Source organism: Peribacillus sp. NPDC096540 (assembly GCF_050278525.1).
GTDB lineage: Bacteria > Bacillota > Bacilli > Bacillales > DSM-1321 > Peribacillus.
Window position 1 is genome coordinate 89,498 of record NZ_JBNNTG010000013.1, and the last position, 26,971, is coordinate 116,468.

Annotated in this window: 5 protein-coding genes and 2 pseudogenes; 6 read left to right on the forward strand and 1 reads right to left on the reverse strand. The window is 37.4% G+C overall.

Going from position 1 to position 26,971, the window contains the following annotated elements; translation table 11 throughout:
* The first annotated feature begins 4 nt into the window (after window positions 1-4).
* From ACQKMR_RS13600 to ACQKMR_RS13615, 4 genes and pseudogenes are all read left to right on the forward strand, one after another.
* Window positions 5-655 carry an MOSC domain-containing protein gene (locus tag ACQKMR_RS13600; RefSeq protein ID WP_427697772.1) on the forward strand — a complete coding sequence of 217 codons (651 nt, stop codon included), beginning with the start codon at window positions 5-7 and terminating at the stop codon, window positions 653-655.
* Window positions 656-1,048: 393 nt separating this feature from the next.
* A complete protein-coding gene (locus ACQKMR_RS13605) occupies window positions 1,049-1,771 on the forward strand; it encodes a 4'-phosphopantetheinyl transferase family protein (RefSeq protein ID WP_427616231.1) in 723 nt (240 codons plus the stop codon).
* Window positions 1,772-1,950: 179 nt separating this feature from the next.
* Window positions 1,951-2,139 carry a hypothetical protein gene (locus tag ACQKMR_RS13610; protein ID WP_427697773.1) on the forward strand — a complete coding sequence of 63 codons (189 nt, stop codon included), beginning with the start codon at window positions 1,951-1,953 and terminating at the stop codon, window positions 2,137-2,139.
* 144 nt (window positions 2,140-2,283) lie between these two features.
* Window positions 2,284-2,984 (forward strand): annotated as a pseudogene (locus tag ACQKMR_RS13615) (IS6 family transposase).
* A 395-nt stretch (window positions 2,985-3,379) separates the two neighbouring features.
* Here ACQKMR_RS13615 and ACQKMR_RS13620 read toward each other — a convergent pair.
* Window positions 3,380-4,150: pseudogene (locus ACQKMR_RS13620) on the reverse strand (IS5 family transposase).
* A gap of 506 nt (window positions 4,151-4,656) precedes the next feature.
* Between ACQKMR_RS13620 and ACQKMR_RS13625 the strand changes: the two are divergent.
* Both ACQKMR_RS13625 and ACQKMR_RS13630 read left to right on the forward strand, forming a co-directional pair.
* Window positions 4,657-21,756 (forward strand): amino acid adenylation domain-containing protein, encoded by a 17,100-nt coding sequence (locus tag ACQKMR_RS13625; RefSeq protein WP_427697774.1) that lies wholly within the window; start codon window positions 4,657-4,659, stop codon window positions 21,754-21,756.
* Window positions 21,757-21,767: 11 nt separating this feature from the next.
* Window positions 21,768-26,971: amino acid adenylation domain-containing protein (locus ACQKMR_RS13630; RefSeq protein WP_427697775.1), on the forward strand; the 5,204-nt coding region annotated here is incomplete at its 3' end.

A 26,971-nucleotide genomic window follows, 5' to 3' on the forward strand; every position in this document is an offset into this window, starting at 1 on the left:
CAAAATGGAAAATGGAAAAATCAAATCTCTTCATGCCGGGAAGCCGAAACAGGAAAATTTTTCGAATATCGATATCTTTTCAGGCATGGATAAACAAGCACAGGATAATGTGGCAGTGACTAAATCAGGCATAATGGGTGATGGGGTAGGTAATGTAAAGTTCCATGGAGGTCCTGATCGGGCTTTGTGCTTTTACCCCTTTGAGCATTATTCATTATGGAATGAAAAATTCTCTAAAAAGCTGGATATCCCTGCATTCGGTGAAAATTTAACCATAACAGGGATGACGGAAGAAACAACATATATCGGCGATATTTATCAAATAGGCGAAGTGATTGTTCAAATTAACCAGGGGAGGGTACCTTGTTCGACCATTTCCCACTTCAATCAAGAACCTAAGTTTTTGGAACTTGTGCTAAAAACGAGTTTCACTGGTTATTTTGCAAAAGTACTTCAAGAAGGAACGATAAATAAACAAAATGAAATCGTGCTAATAGAACGTTTGCAAGAAAAAATATCAGTTCATTATGCAGCAGAGGTGGTCCTTCATAAACGAGATGGGCTGCAAGGCGCAAATGCTTTACTTAAACTGGATTCGTTAGCTGAAGACTGGAAACAAAGAATATGGAAGAGAGTTCAAGCAGCAAAAATTTGAATGGATTTGGCGTAGGTTTTTCTTTTATTGCATATGGATTAATAAAAAAATTGCTATGGTTATCGATATTATTTTACATATACAACTCTCAGTAACCAGATACAATCGTTACTATGCTAGATGATGAAGAGGATTATATTCTTTATGGACATAGCATGGAAAGTTTAATTGCCTATGAATTAATTTATAAACTTATTGATAGAGGGTATAAAAAAACACTACACATCATTTTGTCAGGAGGTAAGGCTCCACACAGACGAATCAAGAAAAAGGATTGTCATAAACTCCCTTTAGAAAAAACAAACGGATAAAATATTTGAAAATAAGGAGTTAAGAGATTATTTTATCCCCATTTTAAGGTTGGATATTAAAATTGTGGAGGAATTATGGACTGTGGATATCTATGCTGTAAATATAACAAGTGAGTTAGAAGTAAATTTATACGAAAAATTTTTTTCGTTTGTAGCTGAAGACAAAGCTAGGAGGATTCTCCGATTAATAAATAGAAAAGATAAAATTCGAACCCTGATTGGTGATATTCTTATAAGAAGTGCGGCTTGTGATCACTTACAAATTTCCAATGAGGACATACAATTTGAGTACAATCATTATGGGAAACCTAGATTAAAAGATTGGCATCAATTTCATTTTAATGTTTCACATTCGGGGGATTGGGTTGTTGCAGCAGTAGATGAACGGCCAATCGGAATTGATATTGAGCGGGTTAATTCGATAGATTGCCTAGGAATTGCTGAACGATTTTTTAGTAAAACTGAATATCAATGGTTACGAACTCAAGATCTTGGTAGAAGACTGGATTGCTTTTATAAACTGTGGACCTTAAAAGAAAGTTATCTAAAAATAATTGGAGCTGGGTTGTCGATTCCTTTAGACTCTTTTTCTTTTATCATTAAAAAGAATGACGATATACACATTGATGTAGGAATCGACAAACGTGAAGATAAGTACTTAAGACTATTTTCAATTGATAATAATCATATAATGTCTATTTGTTCTGAAAATGATCCTGCTACTAGTAGAATCGTATTTAGAAATTATGGTGAATTGTATAATAAAATCATCCGTGTAGCTAAAGTGGAAGGACCAGCTTATTAAAACAATATCATGGAATTTTAATCGAATTCCAGCAACCAGACTTATTAAAAATAGGACAAAAATCATAATAATAGAAAAGCTACTGACGTTCCGTGAGATTTCCGGCGTTTTGTAATTTTGGTAGTGAAGAGATAAAGCTGGATCCTTGAATGAAGCTATGAAAGCAGCTGATCGATTTCTTGCTATCTAAAGACGGACAGCAGGTTTTGGCTGACTGGTACCATATTCCGATCAATTCTGATGTTGAGTCCAAAACTCTACTTACATTAAAAAGTGTTAAGTCACATGCGGTTGATTTAGACATTGATTGGGTGAATGAAAACTACGATCGTGTAAGGAAAGAATGGAATAGGAAAATCAATAATTAAAGGTGGCTCTTGTGGGCTCAGTTAAAGTTGATCAACTTACGAAAGATTTTGCGGTTCTGGTGCAAAAATTTCAAGGCAAGTGCAAATAATCTCTAAATCTTGGACATACTGATCCTATGACTCTAAAAAAGGTGCGTGATCAGTATGGAAAAGCAAAATTTATTCAAGTGGAAACATTATCAGCCTGACATTATTTTGTTAACAGTGAGATGGTAACTGCGGTACAATTTGAGCTTTCGTAATTTAGTGGAGATGATGGAAGAACGTGGTCTATCGATAGCCCACACAACGATTATGCGCTGGGTTTATCAATATGGAGCGGAATTAGATGAAAGAGTAAGACGTCACCTTAAGCCAACAAATGACTCGTGGAGAGTGGATGGGACATATATTAAAGTAAAAGGGAAATGGATGTACCTATATCTTGCTGTTGATTCAAAAGGAGATACCATTGATTTTCACCTCAGTAAAACAAGGAATCACAAGGCTGCAAAGCGTTTCTTCAAGAAAGCGTTGCGGCCTTTTCGTGTTTTTAAACCTCGTGGCATGACCGTAGATAAGAATCCGGCCTATACTATAGCAATTGAACAGTTGAAAAAAGAGAAAAGTATACCTGATGGTATGCAACTTAAACAACAGAAGTATTTGAATAACATAGTGGAGCAAGATCATGGCTTTATAAAGAAGCGTATTCGTTCTATGTTAGGGTTGAAATCTTTTCGTGAGCCACTTTTATACTGAGTGGCATAGAACGTAGGAGTAAAAAGATGCAGGTTCATCAAGGGGGGAGTCTGCTCCAAAATGAAGTGGAATTCATACATAGACTGTTCGGGATAACCGCCTAAGGGGTTATCTAAAAGTAGACCAACAACTTTTTTCTATTTGTCTTGGTATTGCACCCGAACCTTTGGAAGTAGCTCAAAGTGTTTATCTTTAGAGAATATCCCTCAGTTAATTATTTTGGTTTCCACTTGGGGGAAACTGGCAACGGGAGGGAGGGCTAACGAAGAAAATATTTTTTACTTTCTCGCACATGAGGGGGGTACTTGAGTGTTGACTTTTACCGATAAATTAAACACTTTTAATTTGTATCATTTACTAACAGATTTCTTTTTTTTGGGCGTTTGACCTATCTAAAGATATTTTAAAAATGATTAAATGTATCTAAAAATATTGAACTTATTGTCAATTTATACTATAATTAGTAGATAAATTGAATAAAAAAAGGGAGATTATTCTACTAGGGCGTGTCTGAAAATGCATTATACTGAGTCAATTTAAAAATGGCAGCCACGTACATCACATACGACAAAAATGGCTTCGCTAGCTTGTCGTAACGAGTAGCCACGCGGCGAAAATGTTTGATTTTATTGAAAAAGCATTCAAATAAGTGGCGTTCTTTGTACAAATACCAATCCACTTTCCATGAATGTCGACTATTCGCTTTAGGTGGAATGGTATAGGATGCCTGTTTGGCCGTAATCCAATTCCGAATAGTTTCGGAACCATATGCTTTATCACCAAGAATATGGCTTCCCGTAATATCAATTTTCTGAAGTAAATCTATTGCTGGAACGGAATCATAGACTTGGCCACCCGTCAGAAGAAAAGCGAGGGGATTTCCTAATCCATCGACTAAAGTATGGAGTTTGGCAGCACGACTGAGGCGATGTGTTGATTTACTTCGTGTCCTCCTGCGTTTTTTAGCACCAGCACTGTGTTGATGGGCTTTAACCGATGTAGAATCAATGCTCAAGTTTTCCAAATCAGGTTCTACGTTAAGTCATTGGAAAATGGCGACAAGCAATTCCGTATCTCTCCATTTGCAGAAACGACTGTAGACCGTTTTCCATGAACCGTAACGTTCTTCTGGTAGATCACGGCAAGCAGCACCACTTCGAGCGATCCAAAGAATCGCATTGAACATGGTGCGATTACTTAATTTTGATGGACGTCCTGTTTTATAGGGAGGAAACATATCCTTAATTTGTTCCCATTGTTCATCGCTTATAGATCTAGTCCCAGATCAGCTACTAGTGCCGCATTCTCAGAAATTGGTAGGGTGTTCTTCACATAACCCTGCAGTATTGTTGTTAATTTTTCTAACATTTTTTCTTCCTTTGATCATTATGTAAAGTTTCTTATAATTTTCTTCGTTGTCGTTTTCTCAAATTCCCCTTCTCACTAGATGTTTTTTCTCTAGTTTCAAGGATTGAAGAGGAGTTTGATGTGGAAGTTTCAGAAAGAGCGATTTAGTGAATTGTTAGTGGTGCAAGATATTATGGACTACCTGGATAAAAATTGCTATTAACAATTGTTAATAACAGGCGAAAAGGGGAGAGAGAATTTACACAAAATATTTTACGCCTTAATAAGATACTATCTTGTGAAACTTGTGGAACTTTATACATAATTCTCAACAAAAATTTTAATATTAAAGATGCAAGGTCAATACGTTTCATCAATTGTAATAAAAATAATATCATAGCATAAAACTTACTATTATGGAGGTAAAAAATGGAATTTTCTGCAAAATCATTATTAGAGGATGAAGTTAGTATAACACTAGATCAATTACTTGGACATTATTCTAATGAAAAATCAAGGGGAGTTTACTTTACTCAATCCGATGGCTCTGAATTGTTTGAGTCTTATGAAGATCTTTATTTTAATGCCAAATGCATCTTAGGGGCACTACAAAAGCAGGGATTTCAGAAGGGCTCTTATATTATCTTTCAGACAAACAATAATCTATTCTTTATAAGGCTGTTTTGGGGTTGTATTTTAGGAGGAATGATACCCGTTCCTTTGTCTGTGCCGCTACTTGCATCGCCTGATACGGAAGCTTTCAAAAAGTTGGTAAAAGTAAGCGAGCAGTTGTCAAATGCGTGGATAATTTCTGATAAAAGAAATTTAAATATATTTAGAGAAAATTATGAAGCAATTAATTTGAAATATTTAGAGTATGAAACATTAGCATCGAATCTGGAAGAGGGCCAATGCATTACAGTAGATTGTCAGGATATAGCATATATACAATATTCGTCTGGCAGCACAGGTAACCCCAAAGGAGTAAAATTGACACATGAAAATCTAATATATAATTTGGCACAGATAGTAGATCGTATGAAACTAGACAAAAATGATGTCATGGCTAGTTGGTTACCGTTGACACATGATATGGGCTTGATAGGTTATCATTTAACTCCGATATTTGCGGGTATATCTCATTCCCTTCTAAATTCTGGTACATTTTTAAAGAAATCTTGGCTATATCTTCAAAAATGTGCGCAATTAAAAGCAACGGTGCTTGTAAGTCCAAATTTTGGATTAGACTGGATGATGAAGACTGTAAAGGATTCACATTTAGAAAATATTGATTTATCTAGTGTGCGAAACATAATGTGTGGTGCAGAACCAATATCAATGGACACCATTAGACGATTTTATGAAAAATTTTCGTCTTCTGGCTTGCGTGAAAATACGATCCATCAAGTCTATGGTATGGCAGAAGCTTGTTTGGCTGTTACTATTCCTGAAGAAGGACATAATAGAAGTGTATGTATTAACCGTCATAAAGCTCGTATTGGACAAGAAGTGGAAGATTTAGAAACGAAGGAGCCAAATGCAGCAGAGTTTGCCATAGTAGGAGAACCATTATATGAATTAGAAATATTGATTGTAGATGATGAAGACCACATCTTAAGGGAAAATTACATAGGCAATATAGTGATCAAAGGGAAAAATGTATTTGAGGGATATATGAATCATGATAGTTCCCCTTTTAGTGAGCAGGGCTTCTTCCATACAGGAGATTTAGGATTTTTACGCAATGGAGAACTAATTGTAATGGGCAGAAAGAAGGATATTCTGTTTGTAAATGGTCAGAATTATTATGCTAGTGATATAGAAAATATGTTAACATTGGCGATCCCACAATTGTCTCAAGTCGTTGTGTGTGGTGTTCGCAATCAGTCATCTATCAGGGATGAAATTATAGTATTTGTACATAATCGAAAAGATGCCAAGGCATTTTTGCCACTTGCCCATCAAGTGCAGAATATGGTATTAGAACGGATTGGAATAGCTGCAGATTATGTAATTCCAATAAAAACGATACCGAAAACAACAAGTGGAAAGGTGCAACGATTTCTTTTAATAGAGCGATTTGAGAATCATGAGTTTGATGAAGTTATCGCAATAGCTCCATATTCTTATCAGAGTATCAAGGAATCTGCAAAGAAGTCAGCATGGAACAAAACTGAGATTGAAAATCGAATCGTTGAAATTGCAAAAGAAGTATTCTCTATCCCTTCTTTGAAAGTAGACGATACTATTTCTCGGATGGGAGTTAGTTCGTTAACGTTGATTCGTTTCCAGGATGAAATAAATCAACGATTTCAAGTTGAAATTCCTATTGTAAGCCTTTTTAAAATGTCTACGCTAGAACAAATAATTATGATCGTTGATGAACAACTAAAGGTAGAGGATGTCAATACATCTGAATTAACAGGGAATAAAGACATGTGGTATGAGCCGTTTCCGGTAACAGAAATACAAGGAGCCTATTTAGTTGGAAGACAAAATATTATGGAAATGGGCAATATCTCCACACATGCCTATTATGAGTTTGAAACAGCATTAGATATTAAACGCTTAAACGATGCATTGAATCATGTTTTAGAGCGTCAGCTTATGCTACGTACTATTTTTGATGATACAGGAATGCAAAAAGTTCGACGTTCTGCTTCTTCTTATGATATTTGTATTGAAGATTTACAAGACTTGTCTTTAGAGGATCAACAAAAACGTATATTGGAAAAAAGAAATCGTAGGTCACATTTTGTATTCCAACAAGATCATTGGCCATTATTTGAGTTGTCTGCATTTATTCTTGATGAGAAAAAGAATTACCTCTTCCTGGATATTGACTTGTTAATTGCTGATGGAGGCAGTTTATTAATTTTTATACAAGAGATAATGGATTATTATGAGAAACCGAATATGGAGATTAAACCTTTAACATTCCAATTTTCAGATTATGTAAGGGCATTGGAGAGCTTTCGTGAATCTTCCGCCTATCAAAGAGCTCAAGACTATTGGCAAGCTAAAATAGAAGATTTTCCATATGCACCTCAGCTACCATTAGTTTGTGAGCCAGAATCCATAGAGAGACCAATATTTCAGCGAATGGAGAAGAGTCTGACAACTGATAAATGGAATATTGTGAAAGGCTTGGCAACTCAGCATGGTGTAACACCATCCGTATTTTTATGTACAATTTATGCAGAAGTTTTGTGCAAATGGAGCAATCAATCCAGAATGGCACTTAATTTAACATTATTTAATCGACAGTCCTTTCATCCAGACGTAATGAAGTTGATTGGAGATTTTACATCAGTTTTGCTGTTAGATATTGATTTGTCTGTTCATAGTGCTTTTTGGGATAGAGCATCTATGGTTCAAGATATATTATTTGAAGCAGTAGACCATCGTTTTTATAGTGGTGTTGATGTTATACGAAATATTGCAAGTAAAAGAGAAATGACTAGTAAAGCGATTATGCCAATTGTATTTACTAGTATGTTATTCGATAAATCGGAATTTAAAGATACTTTGACAAAATTAGGAAAAAATAAATACGGAATAAGCCAGACCCCTCAAGTGTTTTTAGATTTCCAAGTTACGGAAAGAGACGGACAATTAATTATGACTTGGGATTATGTAAAAGATTTGTTTGATGAAGATATGATAAGTGCCATGTTTGAAACGTATCAACTTCGATTACAGCAAGTTATAGACAATAATCTTTCAGCTATGCCGCTACCTTTGACACATTCTAAACTACTGCTTGATTACAATCATACACAAGGAGATTATGAAGGAGATTTACTGCAAAGATTAATAGACCAGCAATGCCAGAAAACTCCCGATGCGATTGCAGTCAAATTAGGACAGGATACATTGACCTATGGTGAGTTGGCGAGAAAATCCAATCAGGTCGCTCGCTATTTAGCAGAACAAAACTATGCGCACAATTCTTATATTGGAGTTTGGGCAGAGAGACGAATCGAGACCATTGTAAATACGGTGGCTATTTTAAAAGCCGGGCATGCTTATATTCCTGTTAATCCGGAACATCCTGAGGAAAGAATAGAATATATCGTGGAACATAGTGATATCAAGCTCATGATTCATCCGGATTTATATGAAAAAGAGAACCTTTCCACTTATAACGATGGTGCCTTAGAATCGTTAGAAGGCTGTGAGCAGGATAAAGCCTATGCTATCTATACGTCAGGAAGTACTGGACATCCTAAGGGTGTTGTGATCACCCATGAAGCAGTAGTGAATACATTATTAGATATTAATGAGAAATTCAAAGTAGGTAGCGAAGATAAAATCATTGCCCTATCATCGATGAGCTTTGATTTATCCGTCTATGATATTTTTGGAGCACTCATTAGTGGAGCCCAGTTAGTATTAATTCCAGATCTCTTAGATGTGGCCAGCATTCATCAGATCATGATCGAAGAAGAAATCACGATATGGAATTCGGTTCCGGCAATTATGGATATGTATCTGGAAGGCACAAAACAAGATACAGTGCAGAGATCTGCAGCAGAGCGCTTACGTATTGTGTTGCTAAGTGGAGACTGGATTTCTCTTGGTTTACCAGAGAAAATCAAAACAAGAATGCCAAAAGCACAAGTCATCGGGTTAGGTGGAGCAACGGAAGGCTCTATATGGTCCATATATTTCCCAATCACAGAAGTGAAGCCAGAGTGGAAAAGCATTCCTTATGGCTATCCGTTGAAAAATCAACAAATTTACGTACTGGATGAATGTGGAGAAGAATGCCCGGTAGGCGTTCCAGGAGAACTGCATATTGGTGGAAAAGGAGTCGCCGTAGGTTATCTCAATGAAGAAGAGAAGACGAAGGCCGCCTTTATCAACCATAGATTAGGGTATCTGTACAAAACAGGTGATTATGGTGTAATGCGTTTGGAAGGATATGCAGACTTCCTTGGAAGAAAAGATAGTCAAGTTAAGATACGTGGACATCGTGTCGAACTAGGAGAAATAGAACACTGTATCAATCATTTGCCAAATATTCACCAGGCAGTAGTCGCTGATTATAGTGATTCACATGGAGAGAAGCAGCTGTGTGGGTATATTGTTGCAGATGAGACAGTAGAATTGGCAGAAATAAAAAGAGAGTTAGCAAAATATCTGCCTGATTATATGGTCCCGGCACAATTCATACAGGTAGATGAGATCCCACTATCTGCAAATGGTAAAGTAGATCGTAAATTATTGCCGAACCCGGAAAAGTATATTGAAGAAAGTAAGATGATAAGGGGTTATGAGGCACCAAAGACCCAGACGGAGAAATTGGTAGTAGAGGCATTTGAATATGTACTTGGTATGGAAAGAGTAAGTGTAAACGACAATTTCTTTGATTTGGGTGGAGATTCCATTAAGGCTATCCATATTCTAAACAAGATAAGAGAAGCTGGATACGATAGCTCCATGCGAAATCTTTTGATGGAGAGAACACCAAAGCTGATAGCCATGAATTTATCCACAAAAAAAGAAATTATACCTGCGGAGCAAGGAGAAATAAGTGGTGAAATTTCACTGACACCAATTCAAAACTACTTCTTCGCACAAAATATGATGGATCCTGAACATTTTAATGTATGCCAAGTGTTTAAGGTTCGTGAAAAACTAAATGCCCAGGCACTACAAAAAGTTTTATCTGCGTTAGTGCAGCATCATGATATGTTGAGAGCTACGTACAAAGATAAGAAACAGGTAATAGGGAAAGTAGAAGATAAGAAATGGTACGGCTTTACAACAATAACATGTGAATCTGAAGAGATTCAGGAAAAAATTAAGACAACGAAAGTAAAGATGGATTTGGCGGAAGGACCATTATTGCAGGCTGTTTTATTTAGTACGTCGGAGCAGGATTATATGATGCTACTAGCTCATCATATGATAATGGATGTGATTTCCTGGCGAATTTTAAGTGAGGATTTGGAGAAGGGCTACTCTCAAGCTTTGAATCAGAAAGAGATAACATTACCAGCTAAAACAGTTTCCTTTAAAGTATGGAGCGAAGGATTAGCTCATTACAGCCAGAGTGAAAAGTTAAAGAGAAGGATAGCTTACTGGTCAGAAATAGAAAATAAATTGGTTGATGGTAAGTTAAAAGAAGGTAGCACTGATGATAGATTCGAGCCGAAGACAGCCGTGGCATGTCTCAATGCCACTATCACAGAAAAGTTATTAAAAGAAAGTGCACATGCTTATAATACAGAGATTAATGACTTACTTGTAACAGCACTAGGACGTGCGGTAAACAAAGTAACAGGTCAGAGAACGCTTGCTATACAGATGGAAGGACATGGTCGTGAAGAAACAGTAGGCTTTTTTGACCTAGGTAGGACAATAGGATGGTTCACTAGTATATATCCCGTAGTTTTAGAAGAGTTAGGCACTAATATTGCTCAGGATATTCGAAATACGAAAGAGATACTACGACGTGTGCCAGCACATGGAATTGATTATGGCCTCATAAAGAATGCAGACATGGTTAATTCAGAAGAAATGGATGTGGAAGTGGCACCAGATATATCATTTAATTATCTTGGAGAACTAGGAACAAAGAAAGAATCTGGCGATCCATATTTTGAGTTTTCACAACTAGGTTATGGACAGGATACGGATCCTCGTAATCAATTTGGACCATCCATTAACGTCATAGGTCATGTGCAAAAAGGTAGTTTATCTATGACAGTAACCTGCAACAGCAGTCGTTATTTGGCTGAGAGAATTGAGCAAATAGGAAAAGCATATGAAGAAGAACTTATAGCAGTCGCAGAACATTGCTCCCATGCACAGAAGAGTGAGTCAACGGCAAGTGATTTTGGTGAGAGCGTATGGCAAGATAGTGAATTTTGTTATGTACAGGAAGCTGTCAAAATCCGCGGCGAAGAAATTCAACGTATCTATCCATTGGCTCCTGTGCAAGAGGGAATGCTCTATGAGAAGCTTTTGGATGAATCCTCTACGAAGTATGTTGTTCAGCAGACGTTGCGATTGGCAGAAGTAGATGTAGAGAAGATGCATAAAGCTTTTGAATATCTAGCAACACAGCATGATATTTTACGTACAAAGATCTGTTATCGGGGAGTAAGTGTGCCAAGACAGGTTTTATTGAAAGAAAGAATGCCGGAATTTAATTATATGGAAGTAGATAATGAATCCGATTATCTTGATTTAAAGGAACAAGATGTAAAACGTGGATTTGATTTAGAAGAAGATACACTAGTTCGTATGAATCTGATAAAAATAAAAAATAGTGGATATCGATTGATCATGACGAACCATCATATTATTCTAGATGGTTGGTGTTTACCCATTTTGCGTAAAGATTTGTTTAATGCGTATATGGCAACAGACGAAGAACAATTAAAAATACCTAATAAGACTGCTTCTAATAAAATGGGTAGCTATGAAAAATTTGTAGATTATATAAATGAAAAAGATAAAGAGCCGAGCCTTAAATATTGGGAAGACCTTCTTCAAGGATATGAGACAAGGGCTGAAATTCTACCTATGGGTCGTCCAGAAGAAACAGAAGAAGAGAGTCAGACCCAAGAGTTTAAGTTAAGCTTGGAGGTAACCGAACAAGCAGAAGCGATATGTGCCCAGTATGATGTCACATTGAACACGCTAGTAGAAGCTTGTTGGGGAGTTTTATTGGAAAAATACAACTCAACAAATGATGTCGTTTTTGGAAAAGTTGTATCTGGTAGAAATGCAGAGATTGAAGGTATTGAAGAAATCGTTGGTTTATTTATCAATACAATACCAGTACGTATATCGACAACAAACGAAGACACATTTGCCGATTTGTTGAAATCATTACAGAGCCAGGCAATTGCTGCAAATGAACACGATTTTCTTCCCTTAGCAGAAATACAGAATCGTACTTTATTAGGAAGGAATCTAATTGGAACCTTATTCTTCTTTGAAGGCTATCAAGGAACAAGTATAAATATTGATGGCAAATTAAATGTGGAATCTGAATATTACCGCGAACAAATCGGGTATGACTTGGGAATGACAGCATTTAAGAGTGATCGTATCCATTTTAGAATTCTATTCAGTACAAAGCTATATAATAAGGAAGAAATAAATATTATTGGGTCTCATTTGCAAAGACTTATGGAACAAGCAATTGCAGCACCACAGACGAAATTAAACGAATTAGACATGACAAATGAAGCAGAAGAAAAGATTGAATTAGTACAGTTTAACGCAACAGATAGTGACTATCCAAGGGACAAGACAATTGTACAATTATTTGAAGAACAAGTAGCAAGAACACCTGATAATACAGCAGTTGTATTCGGGGATGAGAAATTGAGTTACGCTGAACTAAATGCTCGTGCCAATAAACTTGCAATAAAGTTACGACGAGATTACCATATCCAGCCTGATGATTTTGTTGCCATTATAGCAGAAAGAAGTTTAGAGATGGTCGTCGGGTTATATGCTATCCTAAAGTCGGGTGCAGCATATGTGCCAATTGACCCATTTTATCCAGAAGAACGCATCAAGTATATATTGGAAGATAGCCAGCCCAAAGCGGTTTTAATTGGTCATGGAAAGTATAATATTTCTCCTGAAAAGGTTGTTAACTTATATAGTGAAAGCAATTATGAAGAAGGTGCAGAGAATCTAGAACATGTGAATACTCCTCATGATCTTATTTATCTGGTTTATACATCTGGTACAACAGGAAAACCAAAAGGGGTTATGGTAGAGCATCAGCATATAGTCAATCAGCAGATGTGGACACAAAGAGAATATCCATTACACGAGGGAGAATCTCTTTTAATGAAGACCACTTGTGCATTTGATGTTTTTGCCTGGGAAGTATTTTGGTGGATGTTAGAGGGTGGTAAACTTGTTATTTTGCAACAAGGAGAAGAAAGTCAAAGTGATAAAATAATCAAGACAATTCAGGATTATAAAGTCAATGCAATCCAGTTCGTTCCTTCAATGTTCAATATGTTCTTAGAAGAATTAGATATGAGCAAAGAGAAAATAAATACTCTGCGTTATATCATTAATATTGGTGAGAAACTGAATGCAGAAAGTGTGAGACATTACAATCAATTAAGGGAAAAAGGACAAGTAAGAGCAGAACTGCTGAATCTCTATGGTCCAGCAGAAACTACAGTTAATTCTAGTGGATATCATTGTCCAGCAGACTTAAATGTAGATAAAGTATTGATTGGTAAGCCTATTAGTAATACACAAATTTATATATTATCTAATGAAATAATAGCTGGAATAGGCGTACCAGGGGAATTATGTATTGCAGGAGAAAGTGTGTCGCGTGGATACTTAAATCGTGAAGAATTGACAGCACAGAAATTTATTAAAAATCCCTTTGGTTCAGGAAGGATGTATAAAACAGGTGATTTGGCACGGTGGATGCCGGATGGAACTATCGAGTACCTTGGTCGTATAGATGATCAGGTTAAAATAAGAGGTTCCAGAATCGAACCAGGAGAAATTGAAAGTACTTTGATGGAACTCGAAGGAGTTAGTGGAGCAGCCGTTGTAGTACGACAAGACAAGCAAGGAGAAAAATATCTGTGTGCTTATGTAGTCGTTCATACAGAAGTAGAAAAATTAGACGAAGATACAATCAAGAGTGAGTTACGCAAGAAGTTACCAGACTATATGGTTCCTTTATATATTATTCGTATTGACCAAATTCCGTTAAGTCATAATGGAAAGCTGGACAAAGCGGCACTACCAGAACCAGAATACAAGCCTAAGGAATATGTAGCACCAACAAATAGAGAAGAGAAGTTAGTAGTTGAAGCATTTGAGAAAATCCTTGGAATAACAGAAATTAGTGTCAATGATAGCTTTTTTGACTTGGGTGGTCATTCACTCAAAGCTACATTATTGTGTAACGAATTAGAAAAGACAATTGGAGTAAAACTGCAGCTTAGTGAAATATTTGCTTTATCTACACCAAAACGCATTGTAGAAAGCATTAAAAGTTTGCAATATGATAGTTTTTCGGAAATACCGAAAATAGCTAAAGCAGAGTTCTATCCTATGAGTTCTGTTCAAAAGCGACTTTATCTTCTCAATGAGTTAGTAGGTCCTAGTATTTCCTATAACATTTCGAATGTCATAAAATATGAAAACACTCTGGATAAAGAGCAGCTACAGGGAGCATTAGATAAACTCTTAGAGAGAGAAGAAGTATTGAGAACGAGCTTCCATCTTATTAATGGAGAGCCAGTTCAAGTAATTCAACCAGATACGAGAGTAGTATTAGAATACAAAGAAGCAGATACACTAGATATTCAAGCTGAATATGATAGTTTTGTTTGCCCATTTGATTTATCGAAAGCACCTTTGATGCGGGTTAAGTTATTACAGACGCCACAAGCTTCATACTTGATGCTGGATATTCATCATATTGTTTCTGATGGAGAAAGTCTGCCTATTATGATGAACTGGATAAGTGAGTTATATGAAGGACATACTCTACCAATGCCAAGGGTTCATTATAAAGATTTCTCTGCTTGGCAAATGACTCAGGATATTACGAAACAGGCGGAATATTGGAAGAACGAGTTCTTAGGTGAAATACCAATACTAAATTTGAATACAGATTTCCAACGTCCTAAGAAAAAGAGCTTCAATGGTGCCGATCTAAAAACTAAGATTGAAGAACCAGTTTGTATAGAAATAAAAGAATTAGCAAAGAAGCATGGTGCTACTGAATACATGATTATGTTATCAACCTTTATGCTTCTATTGAGCAAATACAGTCAGCAGGAAGAAATTGTAGTGGGAACTCCTGTATCAGGTAGAACCCACGTTGATACACAAGAAATGCTGGGGATGTTTGTAAACTCCTTGGCAATCAAAGGAAATGTGAAACAAGAGCAGAGTTTTGAACAAGTATTGCTTGGAGTAAAAGAAAAATGTCTTCGTGCGTACGATAATCAGGACTTTCAATATGAAGACTTGGTTGAGGCAGTAGATGTAAAGAGAGATTTATCAAGAAATCCGTTATTTGACGTAATGTTTATGATGCCAGAGAGTGAAATTATGTCTGGTTCAAAGAGCATTATGAGTGGAACATGGGTACCAATGGAAGGAAAAGTAGCTAAGTTTGATCTGAATTTAATGGTAATACACACATCAGAGGGTTATGTGGTCAATTTAGAGTATTCTACAGATTTATTTAAACAGGAAACGATAAAGCAAATGGTGGATGATTATGTTTCATTGCTTTCAGTAGTTGTAAAGCATCCAGAAGATCGTTTGCAAAAGCTACTTAAGAAAGAGGATGTTAAGAAAGAGGAGAAAGATTCGACCCAAGCAGAGCTTGATAATCGTGCCAATCATTTGGCACAGCAAGTTTCAGATTTGATGCAAGCATTGCATCAAAGAGATCAAGCTTATTGGAAGAAGAAAGTAGACAATTTCCCACATGCACCACAGTTACCGCTTATTTCTAATGGGAATGCTGTAAACAACGCAACAGTGAAACGTTTAGAAACGAGAATTTCTGCGGAAGACTGGGCAATTGTGAGAAACAAAGCTTTGGATAACAGAATTGCGCCATCTGCGTTATTGTGCACAATATATGCGGAAGTTCTATGTAAATGGAGCAATCAATCAAATATGGCACTTAGCTTAAATCTGTTTAGTAATCAGCCTTTTCATCAAGATGGAATGTCTCTGATGGGGGATTTTGTATCAAAATTGTTGTTAGATATCGATTTATCATCTCACAGACAATTTTGGGAAAGAACTACTGAGATTCAGAATCGGTTATTTGAAGCGTTAGACTACAGATTTTACAGTGGGGTTGATTTCCTGCGTGATCTGGCTGAAAACCGTGGTCAAGAAGATCAAGCTATAATGCCAATTATATTTACAAGTATGCTTCGTGACGAAGTGGATTTTTTCAATCCCAATATAGGTAGTAGGGGAGAATTGAAATACGGAATAAATCAGACCCCTGAAGTATTTTTGGACTTCCAAGTTGCGGAAAGCGACGGACAATTAATTATGACTTGGGATTATGTGAAAGATTTGTTTGATGAAGATATGATCCGTGCCATGTTTGAAACGTATCAACTTCGATTACAGCAAGTTATAGACAATAATCTTTCAGCTATGCCGCTACCTTTGACACATTCTAAACTACTGCTTGATTACAATCATACACAAGGAGATTATGAAGGAGATTTACTGCAAAGATTAATAGACCGGCAATGCCAGAAAACTCCAGATGCGATTGCAGTCAAATTAGGACAGGATACATTGACCTATGGTGAGTTGGCGAGAAAATCCAATCAGGTCGCTCGCTATTTAGCAGAACAAAACTATGCACACAATTCTTATATTGGAGTTTGGGCAGAGAGACGAATCGAGACCATTGTAAATACGGTGGCTATTTTAAAAGCCGGCCATGCTTATATTCCTATTAATCCAGAACATCCTGAGGAAAGAATAGAATATATCGTGGAACATAGTGATATCAAGCTCATGATACATCCGGATTTATATGAAAAAGAGAACCTTTCCACCTATAACGATGGCGCCTTAGAATCGTTAGAAGGCTGCCAGCAGGATAAAGCCTATGCTATCTATACGTCAGGAAGTACTGGACATCCTAAGGGTGTTGTGATCACCCATGAAGCAGTAGTGAATACATTATTAGATATTAATGAGAAATTCCAAGTAGGCAGCGAAGATAAAATCATTGCCCTATCATCGATGAGCTTTGATTTATCCGTCTATGATATTTTTGGAGCACTCATTAGCGGAGCCCAGTTAGTATTAATTCCAGATCTTTTAGATGTGGCCAGCATTCATCAGATCATGATCGAAGAAGAAATCACGATATGGAATTCGGTTCCGGCAATTATGGATATGTATCTGGAAAGCACAAAACAAGATACAGTGCAGAGATCTGCAGCAGAGCGCTTACGTATTGTGATGCTAAGTGGAGACTGGATTTCTCTTGGTTTGCCAGAGAAAATCAAAACAAGAATGCCAAAAGCACAAGTCATCGGTTTAGGTGGAGCAACGGAAGGCTCTATATGGTCCATATATTTCCCAATCACAGAAGTGAAGCCAGAGTGGAAAAGCATTCCTTATGGCTATCCGTTGAAAAATCAACAAATTTACGTACTGGATGAATGTGGAGAAGAATGCCCGGTAGGCGTTCCAGGAGAACTGCATATTGGTGGAAAAGGAGTCGCCGTAGGTTATCTCAATGAAGAAGAGAAGACGAAGGCCACCTTTATCAACCATAGATTAGGGTATCTGTACAAAACAGGTGATTATGGTGTAATGCGTCTGGAAGGATATGCAGACTTCCTTGGAAGAAAAGATAGTCAAGTTAAGATACGTGGACATCGTGTCGAACTAGGAGAAATAGAACACTGTATCAATCATTTGCCAAATATTCACCAGTCCGTAGTCGCTGATTATAGTGATTCACATGGAGAGAAGCAGCTGTGTGGGTATATTGTTGCAGATGAGACAGTAGAATTGGCAGAAATAAAAAGAGAGTTAGCAAAATATCTGCCTGATTATATGGTCCCGGCACAATTCATACAGGTAGATGAGATCCCACTATCTGCAAATGGTAAAGTAGATCGTAAATTATTGCCGGACCCGGAAAAGTATATTGAGGAAAGTAAGATGATAAGGGATTATGAGGCACCAAAGACCCAGACGGAGAAATTGGTAGTAGAGGCATTTGAATATGTACTTGGTATGGAAAGAGTAAGTGTAAACGACAATTTCTTTGATTTGGGTGGATACTCGCTTAATGTAATCCGGCTGTGTAATGAATTAGAGAAGAGTACAGGGGTAAGGTTACCACTTAGAGAAATTTTTGATTTAGTTACACCAAAGAATATTGCAGAAACCATTAAAAACTCAAAGGTAAATACGTTTGAAGAAATACCAGAAATAGTAGAAGCAGAAAGCTATTCTATAAGCTCAGCTCAAAAGAGACTTTATCTTTTGGACCAACTAACAGGTCCTGGTACAACTTATAATATTCCTTTAGTAATCAAGCTTAAAGTTAAACCAGACAATGAGCGACTTCAGAGAGCATTGGATCAATTATTAGAGTATGAGGAAATTTTGAGGACAAGTTTCCATATAGTGGATGGTGAGCCGATTCAAAAAATTTCTTCAGATGCAAGAATTGTGCTGGAGCACAGTGAAGTAAATACAGCAGATTCACAGTATATCCAAGATGAATATAATACTTTCGTCCAACCATTTGACCTGTCAAAATCACCACTAATGCGAGCAAAAATACTGGATACTCCAAATGATTCATACTTGTTTTTGGATATTCACCATATTTTATGTGATGCAGGCAGCATGCCAATTATGCTTTACAAAATACAAGAGTTATATGAAGGAAGAAAATTGTTAACACCACGAGTACAGTATAAAGACTTTTGTGTTTGGCAAAATGCTAGAGATATAACAGAACAGGCAGCGTACTGGAAGAAAGAATTCTCTGGTGATATACCAGTCCTGGATTTAATCATGGATTATCCACGCCCTCATAAACAAAGCTTTAGAGGTGCTAATTTCCGAACACAGGTAGAAGAAAAAGCGAGTATTAAAGTAAAAGAGTTAGCGAAGAAGTATGGTGCAACTGAGTTTATGGTTTTGTTATCCACCTTTTTCTCAATGTTAGGAAAATACAGTCGACAGGAAGAAATTATAGTAGGAACTCCAATATCGGGACGAAACCATACGGATACCCAAAATATGTTGGGCATGTTTGTAAACACTCTGGCAATCAAAGGGAATGTCTGCTCTGATGATACATTTGAGGATGTATTATTAAGTACAAAAGAGAAATGTTTACAGGCATACGATAACAAGGATTATCAGTTCGAAGATTTAGTTGAAGCAGCGGGAGTAAAAGGAGATTTCTCAAGAAACCCAGTATTCGATGTGATGTTTGTATTGCAGGACGATGAGAGAGAGAGTTATTCGGATAGTATTCAATTTGGAACGAGGGAATCCGTTGAAGGAAGTATTTCTAAATTTGATCTTACCTTAACCATGATAAGTGATTCAGAAGGCTATAAGATTGATTTTGAATATTCTACAGACTTATTCAAACCAGAAACGATCGAGTACATGGCAAAACACTTCTTAACACTAATTGAAGGAGTTTTAATGTCTCCGGAAAAGAAGCTGCAGGATATTGCCATGATAGATATGTACGAAGAAGCAAAAATATTGGATGAGTTCAATATGACGGATGCAGAATACCCTCATAATAAGACGATTGTGCAGTTATTTGAAGAGCAGGCTGCCAGAATACCTAATAGTATAGCAATCTCATTTAAAGGACAACAGATGACCTATGCACAAATAAATGAACAAGCGAATGCTCTGGCAAGAAAACTTCGAAAGGACTATAACATTCAACCAAATGATTTTGTGGTTATCTCAACAGAAAAATGTTTGGAGATGGTGGTGGGCATATACGCTATTTTAAAGGCTGGAGCAGCTTATGTACCCGTTGATCCATCTTATCCAGAGGAAAGAATTAATTATATCATTAATGACTGTAAACCAAAGGTAGTATTATGCGGTACAAAAGAACCTGAAGTTGACATTCCTATCATGTATCTTCATGATGAGGCAAATTATAAAATGGAATGCAGTAACCTTGTCCATGTAAATCAATCAAGTGATTTGATGTATGTTATTTATACCTCGGGTACGACTGGCAGGCCAAAAGGTGTTATGGTTCAGCATGTAAATGTAGTGCGATTACTTAAGAATGACAAGTTTAAGCTTGATTTATATGAAAATGATATTTGGGTTCAATTCCATTCTTATTGTTTTGATGTTTCGGTTTGGGAAATTTTCGGAAGCCTATTGAATGGAGCAAAGCTTGTAATTCCTTCTGAAGATACGGTAAAAGATGGATATGCATTTGGAGAGCTGCTGCAAAAAGAAGCGGTAACAATCTTATGCCAGGTACCTTCACCATTTTATACGTTGATCGATGCAACGACAGGACAAACAATAAATAGTTTACGATATGTTATTTTTGCAGGAGAGGCACTTTATCCAACACATTTGAAGAAATGGCATGAGAACAATAGGCATTGTCGTCTGGTTAATATGTACGGGCCTACAGAAACCACGGTATACGCTACTTATCGCGATATTGATGCTGAAGCCATCGAGAGCGGAATTAGCGACATAGGAAAGCCACTTCCAACATTAAAGATTTATATGTTAAATGGAAATGAACTTTGTGGAATTGGAGTTCCAGGTGAGTTATGTATAACAGGTGAGGGTGTATCTCAAGGATATTTAAATCGACAAAACCTGACAGACGAGAAGTTTGTACACAACCCATTTGGAGCCGGAAAGATGTATCGGACAGGTGATTTGGCACGTTGGTTACCTAACGGAAACATTGAATATATTGGACGTATGGATGACCAAGCAAAAATTAGAGGATATCGTATTGAACCAAGAGAAGTAGAAAGCCGTTTATTGGAGCTTGAAGGGATAAGTGAAGCTGTAGTAGTAGTGCGAGAAGACAAAAAGAAAGAGAAATTCTTGTGTGCCTATATAATAGCTGAGACAGAAATAGAAGAAAAGAACGTAAAGATTAAGTTAAATAAAGTGTTACCAGATTACATGGTGCCTGCACATATTATTTCAATTGATACGATTCCACTGACAAGTAATGGTAAACTTGACAAAGCTTCATTACCACAGCCGCAGTATAAGTCAAAGGAATATATTGCACCACGAAATGAATATGAAACTCTGATCGTGCAGGCATTTGAGCACATCCTAGATATTGAAAATATTAGTGTAACTGATAGTTTCTTTGATCTAGGGGGATCGTCACTGAAAGCAGTGTTGCTGTGTAATGAATTGGAGAAAACTATAGGAGTAAGACTGTCAATTAGAGATATTTTTACTTTTGGTACGCCTGAGCAGATAGCGGAAAATATGGGGTCGATAGAGAACGAGATGTTTGTGGCAATAGAACAAGCTTCAGCAGCTGAATACTACCCTACAAGTTCAGCTCAGAAACGACTCTATCTTCTAGACGAGATGACCGGACCTAACATTAACTACAACGTATCGGATGTCTATGCTTATGAAGAACCGCTAGATAAAGAAAGATTACAGAAAGCTTTGGATAAGCTGTTAAAGCAAGAAGAGATACTGCGAACTAGTTTCCATGTTGTGGACGGTGAACCCATTCAAACGATTTCTCCAGACGCAAGGGTTTTATTAGACTACAGCGAAGTGGACGCAATAGATATACAAACAGAATACGATAAATTTATACAACCGTTTGTCTTATCCGAAGCGCCGTTGATGCGTGTGAAATTAATTAAGACAACAACGGCATCCTACCTATTTGTTGATATTCATCATATTATATGTGATGGAGAAAGCCTACCAGTTATACTGCATCAAGTGAACGAATTTTATGAAAATGATGGAACTGATCATGAATAAGAGGAGAGTTTATGAATAAAAATTCTAACCGAATTCAGTATAAAGATTTCAGCGTATGGCAGAATTTTTATGATATCACAAAACAGGAAGAATATTGGAAGAGGGAATTCGCTGGTGAAATTGCTAGGGTAGATTTGAAGACGGATTTCCTCCGTCCTCAAATCCAGTCTTTCAGGGGAGCCAATGTTGTAGCAAAGGTAAAAGAGCCATTAAGCTCAGGGGTTAAAAATTTAGCCCTAAAGTATAGTGCTACTGAATTTATGGTTACCCTATCTGTGTTCATTTTATTATTAGGCAAATATAGTCGCCAAAAAGATATTATTGTAGGAACAACCGTGTCAGGCCGAGTTCATGCAGATACTAAAGGTATGCTGGGGATGTTTGTCAATACTCTGGTAATAAAGGGAGAAGTTTGTCCTGATGATACATTTGAGCATTTGATTTTAGCTGTGAGGGAGAAGTGTCTGCAAGCTTATGATAACCAAGAATACCAATTTGAAGATTTAGTTGAAGCCGTAGAGAAGAAGAGAGATCTCTCAAGAAATCCGATATTTGATTTTATGTTCGGATTAAAAGAAAAGAAAAAACCGACGGAAATGCAAGGCCTATTTGGCGGAAAAAGTGCATTCATTAAAAGAAATGTTTCAAAGTTTGACTTATCCGTTCTGGTTGAATGTATGTCAGAAGGGTATGAAATTGATTTTGAGTATTGCACAGATTTATTCAAACAAGAAACTATTGAATATATGGCAAAGCATTATGTAACGCTGCTTGAGGAAGCAGTAACACATCCAGAAAAAAAGCTTAAGGATTTGCAAATACTTGATATCAGGGAACAAGAGAAGATATTGGTTGATTTCAATGCAACGAATGTAGAATACTCTCGAGAACAAACAGTTGTCAGCTTATTTGAGAATCAGGTAGAGAAAACAGCAGAAAATATTGCACTTAAATTTGATGATAAAAAGATGACATATGCCGAGCTGAATGAGAGAGCAAATCAGTTGGCGCGAACCCTTCGGGATTTAGGAGTGGTTCCAAACGATTTGGTGGCTTTGGTTACAGAACGTAGCATGGAAATGATTGTAGGAATATTAGCAATCATTAAGGCAGGGGGAGCTTATGTACCAATCAATCCGGAATATCCAGATAATAGAATTGGCTATATGCTGGAGGACAGTAGTCCAAAGATTGTATTGACGTATAAGAATAAGTTGCCAGGGAAGGTAGAGATTCCGGTATTAGATTTAGAAGATGAGAATAATTATGCTAATGAAACGGACAATCTTTTGCATGTTAACAGGTCTAATGATTTGGTGTATTGTATCTACACTTCTGGTACAACTGGAAATCCTAAAGGAGTTTTAATTGAACATCGAAATGTGGTCAATATGTGGGTCACATATAAGGATACATTTGCACTGAACGACAAGGATACGGTGCTGCAATTTGCAAATGTATCTTTTGACCAAGCGGTTGGTGATATCTTCCCTGCACTATGCAATGGTGCGGCATTATGCATTGTACCAAAAAATTTAACATATGATATGGAGCAACTACAAAACTATATAGATCGAAATAATGTAACAACAGCATCATTGACACCTAAGGTAATAGAAGGGTTGTGTGCTGACGCATTACCGACACTTCGTTTGCTGGAATCAGGTGGTGAGGCAGGTAATCTAGAAAGCTTAAAAGAATGGGCGAAAAAAGTAGAAGTGCTAAACACATATGGCCCTACAGAATCTACTGTAAATGCAACTAGTTTTAGAGTGAATACAGACTCTACTTCAATTACCATTGGACGTCCGATTGCAAATACAAAGGTATATCTTCTAAATGAAATGGAGCTATGCGGTGTTGGAATACCTGGCGAGTTGTGTATTGCAGGAGATGGTTTAGCAAGAGGTTATTTGAATCAGCCAGAATTGACAGATAAGAAGTTTATTAAAAATCCTTTCGGTGAGGGAAAATTGTACCGTACAGGAGATTTGGCACGTTGGCAGCCAGATGGAAATATAGAGTATTTAGGTCGAATAGATGAACAAGTGAAAGTCCGTGGTTACAGGATAGAGTTAGGTGAAATTGAAAGTGTGTTAAGAAAACAGAGTAAAATCGCAGATGCTGTCGTTGTTGTAAAAGAAGTTGGAAACGATGAAATTCTCTGTGCATATCTCATTGCAGAGAAGGGTCAGGAACTAATGATACCCGAAATTAAAGAAGCGATAAGAGAAGAAGTAACGGAGTATATGATTCCTGCCTTTATGATACAGATCGATGAATTTCCACTAACCATAAATGGGAAGCTGGATAAAACTAGGTTGCCAGAACCAGATATGTTAGAAAGCTTGAAATACGTACCACCAAGTAATAAGACGGAGCAAGCAATCGTAGATGTATTTGAGGAAATTCTAGGAGTATCTCCAGTCGGAATAGAAGACAGTTTCTTTGTATTGGGTGGACATTCGTTAAAAGCGACGGCAGCAATTAATGCCATAGAGAAGAAAACAGGGATTCGTTTGCCAGTAAAAGAGATATTTAGTTCACCAACTCCTGCCGTGTTGGCGAAAAAGATGGAGGCTGCGGGAGAAGGCGAATATAGTCCAATACCACAAGCAGAACAGAGAGAAACTTATCCAGTATCCTCTACACAGAAACGATTGTTTATTCTGGATCAGATGGAAGGCAGTAGTACAGCATATAACATGGCGTCAGCGCTAGAAGTAACGGGTAACCTTGATTTAGAAAAAATACAACAAGCAATAGATAGCCTGATCAAGCGTCATGAGTCGCTGCGAACAAGTTTTGTAATGACAGAAGGAGAAACATTTCAAGTCATTGCAGATAAGGTATTCTACCAAGTGGAATATGAAGAGACCGACAGCTACAGCGAAGCAGATATGGAACAATTTGTACGCCCGTTTGACATCGGAAAAGCACCACTTATGCGTTTTAAAGTAGTGAAAGAAAGGAATCGTAACAAATATATTTTACTATTTGATATGCACCATATTATTTCCGATCATAAGACTCTAAATATATTAATCGAAGATTTCTCACGATTGTATAACGGTGAAGGATTAAAACCACTTGAAATCCAATACAAAGATTATAGTGAATGGGTGCGTGGTAGAAACCTGGAGAGTCAGAGAGACTATTGGAAAGAAGTATTTAAAGAAGAGGCACCCGTTTTGGATGTGGTGACGGACTATCCACGTCCCAAGATCCAAAGTTACAAAGGAGCACAAGTGTCTGTTCAGCTTAGTAAAGAACAAAAAGTTGGAATTGAAAATATAAATAAACAAAATGGAACTACAGATTACATGACCTTACTGGCTGTATTTATGATAGAACTGCATAAATACAGCAGGCAACAAGATATAGTGGTAGGAACACCCATCTCAGGCAGGGTGCATCAGGATACCGAGACGATAGCAGGCATGTTTGTAAATACGCTAGCAATGAGAGGATATCCAAGGGATGAGAAAACGTTCCTGGAATTTTTAAGCGAGATAAAAGAGCTGGCATTGAATGCGTATGAGAATCAAGAATACCCATTTGAAGAATTGGTAGAGGAAGTAGAAGTACGCCGTGATCTGTCACGCAATCCGCTGTTTGACGTTATGTTTACCATGCAGAATAACGAAGAAATCCATCTTGCGATGGGCGAAGCCCAAGTAGACATGTTGGGAATTCATTTCATTGATGCAAAATTCGATTTGGATTTACAAGCTACAGCGTATGAAGAGGGGTACGCTTTAGATCTGGTATATTGTAGTGATTTATTTACCCAGACTTCAGCACAGGTCATACTGGAGCATTTTAAGGTATTGCTAGATAGGGTGATTGCTAACCCTGAAATGAAATTGTCTGAACTACACATGGTCAGTGAGGTAGAACAACAAAGAATAATAACTGTTTTCAATAATACACATACGGAGTATGCACAGAATCATACGGTAGTAGAACGCTTCGAGAAACATACGGAACAGACACCCGAGAAGACGGTAATCGAATACGAAACGGGAGTACTTCGTTATGGAGAAGTAAACCGAAAGGCAAATGCATTGGCATGGGAACTGATTTCGTTAGGTGTCCAGCCAAATGATAGAGTTGCCATCATGGCTTCACTGGAAGCGGAAACGATTATTGGAATTTTAGGCGTGCTAAAGAGTGGAGCCTCCTATGTACCGATTGATCCAACGACTCCGAAGGAACGAATAGAACATATCCTTAACGATGCAGCACCCAAAGTCATATTAACAAGAGAGAAGAATCTGGAAACAGAAATCCCATTCATCTCTATGAATCTTGAAGATCTGGGTGAGAAGGAGAAAAATCCAGAGTGTGCCGTTGAAAAAGACGACATAGCCTATGTGATTTACACATCAGGAACTACAGGAAAGCCCAAAGGCGTGGCGGTTACACGAGGTAATTTGGATCATTACTTGTCATATGCAGATAAAGAGTACCAGAAAGAAGCTTGTACTACGGTATTAATTACAAGCTTAAGTTTCGACCTCTCCGTAACTTCCTTGTATTTACCGCTTATTAGTGGTGGATCTCTTCTATTAAAGGGAGGAGACACGGAGGAAAGGTTAAGTGCAGCATTCAAAGATAACAGGATAACCTTCCTTAAGCTTACCCCTTCTCATTTGAAAATGCTGGAAACCTATGCAGGCGGCGTAGATGTACCGAATTTAGAAACGCTGATTGTCGGTGGAGAAGAGTTAACAACAGATACGGCATGGAAAACGCAGAAGCTATTGGGAGACAACGTAAAGATTCATAACGAATATGGCCCTACAGAGACTACAGTAGGATGCTGTGATTATGTCTATTCCAAAGAAAAAGATAAGGGTTTAAGTGTAGGAATCGGACATCCCATTGCCAATATGCAGCTATATATACTGAATGAGATGGAGTTATGTGGTGTAGGCATTCCTGGTGAGCTATGCATCGCAGGAGACGGAGTAGCCAAAGGATATCTAAACCAGCCTGAATTAACAGCGGAGAAGTTTATCGACAATCCATATGGAGAAGGGAAGTTATACCGCTCTGGAGATTTGGCGAGATGGCTGCCTAACGGTGAGATGGAATACCTGGGAAGAATAGATGAACAGGTTAAAATCCGAGGATATCGGATAGAGTTGTACGAGATAGAGAGTGTTTTAAGGAATCAGCCTGGTGTATCAAATGCGGCAGTAATTGCGTT